The sequence below is a fragment of the Pseudomonas fluorescens genome (assembly GCF_902497875.1).
Classification (GTDB): domain Bacteria; phylum Pseudomonadota; class Gammaproteobacteria; order Pseudomonadales; family Pseudomonadaceae; genus Aquipseudomonas; species Aquipseudomonas fluorescens_BR.
In genome coordinates this window covers 1-1327 of the sequence record NZ_CABVHY010000142.1, presented here as the reverse complement: position 1 = coordinate 1327, position 1327 = coordinate 1, and the positions used below count along the sequence as shown (strand labels likewise).

The window sequence follows — 1327 nt, the reverse complement described above, 5'->3', positions numbered from 1 at the left end:
CAGGGACATCGATCAACAGCTGGGGCTTAACGAAGGACCAGTACTGGCCTATGACGACCCACGGCGCTCCATTGGCAAGCGAGTGCGGATCGAGAGCGGACGCATCACCGCCATCCGCCTGGCCGGTGAAACCCTCGCCCGGCATTGGCTGCAAAGCCTGTGGCTCGAGGGCACAGCCGACGAACAATTGCGCCGCTGGCTGCTGGCGCCGCTGAGCACCCCGCCGGGTAGCGCGACCAGCGACCCGTCCGCCAATAAGACCTTATGCAACTGCAAAAACGTCAGCCAAAACGCAGTCTGCGCCGGTATCCGCCGCGGCCTGGATCTCAATGGCTTGAAACAAGAACTGGGCTGCGGCACTCAATGCGGCTCCTGCGTACCGGAAATCAAGCGTCTGTTGGCCGCTACTGCCCAACCGATAGCCGTCACTTCGTGAGGAATAGAACATGAGCGCAAAAGTCTGGCTGGTGGGCGCAGGTCCTGGCGATCCCGAATTGCTGACCCTCAAAGCGGTGCGCGCCCTGGGCGAAGCCGATGTGGTGCTGATCGATGATCTGGTCAACGAGGCCGTCCTGGCCCATTGCCCACAGGCACGCATCATTGCCGTCGGCAAACGCGGCGGCTGTCGCTCCACGCCGCAGGAGTTCATTCATCGGCTGATGCTGCGTTATGCCCGCCAAGGCAAGTGCGTGGTGCGACTCAAGGGCGGTGACCCGTGCATTTTCGGACGTGGCGGTGAAGAAGCGCAATGGCTCAGGACCCACGGGATTGCAGTCGAAATGGTCAATGGCATCACCGCCGGCCTGGCCGGAGCGACGCAATGCAATATCCCGCTGACGTTGCGTGGCATCAGCCGTGGCGTAACCCTGGTAACCGCCCACACTCAAGACGACAGTAGCCTGAACTGGCAGGCCCTGGCCCAGGGCGGTACGACGCTGGTGATCTACATGGGCGTGGCCAAGCTCAGCGAAATTCGCGAGCAACTGCTGGCTGGTGGAATGGCGGCGGATACGCCGGTGGCGATGATCGAAAACGCTTCGCTGCCGCATCAACGGGAATGTCGGAGCGATCTGACCGCCATGCAGGAAGATGCCCTCGCCTTCCAGTTGAAAAGCCCGGCTATCCTGGTAATCGGCGCGGTGGCAGCTTGTGAAGACGTCAAAAAATCGCTGCCTGCGGCAGAGTGGTGCGTAGACGTGGCCCTGTAGGAACTGTCGAAAGCTGCGCCCCAACCACTGAAAAGATCGCAGGCTTCGCCAGCGCCTACACGGGATTTGCGGACACCCCGCCTAGCGTAGGAGCTGCCGCAGGCTGCGATCTTTTGATC

The 1327-nt window shown here is 61.8% G+C and carries 2 protein-coding genes; both read left to right on the top strand.

The window, feature by feature from the left end:
• Positions 1-436 (top strand): bacterioferritin-associated ferredoxin (locus F8N85_RS34265; protein WP_191636323.1); only part of this gene is annotated, 436 nt, incomplete at its 5' end.
• Positions 437-446: 10 nt separating this feature from the next.
• Positions 447-1208, top strand: a complete 762-nt coding sequence (gene cobA / locus F8N85_RS34260) for a uroporphyrinogen-III C-methyltransferase (protein WP_150804837.1) — start codon at positions 447-449, stop codon at positions 1206-1208.
• Positions 1209-1327: the final 119 nt, after the last annotated feature.

Excerpts from the sequence above, each read along its gene's own strand:
- cobA (WP_150804837.1), top strand. The coding sequence starts at position 447 with ATGAGCGCAAAAGTCTGGCTGGTGGGCGCAGGTCCTGGCGATCCCGAA.